We start from the raw sequence: 1,208 nt of genomic DNA, 5'->3' as shown, positions 1-1,208 counted from the left end.
CGTAGAGTCGGTCGTGGTTGAACCACCGCAGGTAGTCGGCGGTGGCAGACTCTACGTGTGCCGCGTCCCGCCAGGGACCGGTACGTTTGATCAACTCCGCTTTGTAGAGCCCGTTGATCGATTCCGCGAGGGAATTATCGTGGGCGTCGCCGACCGTCCCGATGGACGCGTCGATGCCGACTTCGACGAGACGATCCGTGAAAGCTATTGCGGTGTACTGACTTCCGGCATCATTATGATGTACGAGACCGGTCAGATCGGTGAACCCTTCGGACCTGCGAACCCAGATCGCCTGGTTGATCGCATCGAGCACGAGCGGTGTCGTCATGCGGTTGGAGACCTTCCAGCCGAGGATCCGCCGGGCGTACGCGTCGATGACGAACGCGACGTAGACCCACCCGGCCAACGTTCGAACGTAAGTAAAATCGGCAACCCACAGAACGTTCGGTGCCAACGGTTCGAAATCGCGGCCCACCAGGTCCTTCGCCCGATCGGCCTTCGGATCCGAGACGGTGGTCCGAGGGTCCCTTCCGCGCAGGACACCGCGGAGCCCGAGGGCGGGCATGAGGCGCTCGACGGTGCACCGGGCAACATCTGTTCCATTGCGCCGCAGCGCTATCCATACTTTCCTGGCTCCATACACCGAGTAGTTCTTCTCGTGGACTTTCTTGATTTCGACCATCAGTTCCTCGTCCCGGACATCGCGCGCCGAGGGTGGTCGGTTGCGGGCGTCGTAGTACGTCGACGGGGCGATCGAAGCTCCGAGCTCGGTGAGCACGGTGCAGATCGGCGCGACCCCGTGAGCGTCTTTGTGCGCGTCGATGAACGCGCAGATCACTTGTGTGGGCGGTCGAGCTCCGCCGCGAAGAAAACCGATGCCGCCTTCAGGATTTCGTTGGCGCGCTTGAGTTCTCGGTTCTCTGCCCGCAGTTTTCGGATGTCCGCGGCTTCGTCGGTGGTGATACCGGGTCGGGTGCCGGCGTCGACCTGGGACTTGCGGACCCAGTTCAGGACGGTCTGTGTGGACTTGATATCGAGCTTGTCGGCGATCGATGCCGCGGTTGCCCAGTCCGAGGTGTAATCCTTGCGGATCTCGGTGAACATGCCGACAGCGCGTTCACGCAGCTCGGTGGGGTAGTTGCTTGCCGGTCGTGCCATGGCTTCATTCTCCTAAGAAGTGAAGCCTCCGGACAACCCGGTGCGGTTCA

1 pseudogene and 1 other annotated feature are annotated in these 1,208 nt (G+C 61.8%); the pseudogene reads right to left on the bottom strand.

Annotated features, from left to right (window positions below):
• A pseudogene (locus QMK17_RS26270) lies at window positions 1-1,158 on the bottom strand (IS3 family transposase); the annotation flags it as partial.
• Window positions 746-874, bottom strand: a sequence feature (AL1L pseudoknot). (Overlaps the previous pseudogene by 129 nt.)
• Window positions 1,159-1,208: the final 50 nt, after the last annotated feature.

The sequence above is a fragment of the Rhodococcus sp. G-MC3 genome, assembly GCF_030063335.1.
In the GTDB taxonomy this organism is placed as follows: domain Bacteria; phylum Actinomycetota; class Actinomycetes; order Mycobacteriales; family Mycobacteriaceae; genus Rhodococcoides.
This window is presented reverse-complemented; position numbering and strand designations above follow the sequence as displayed.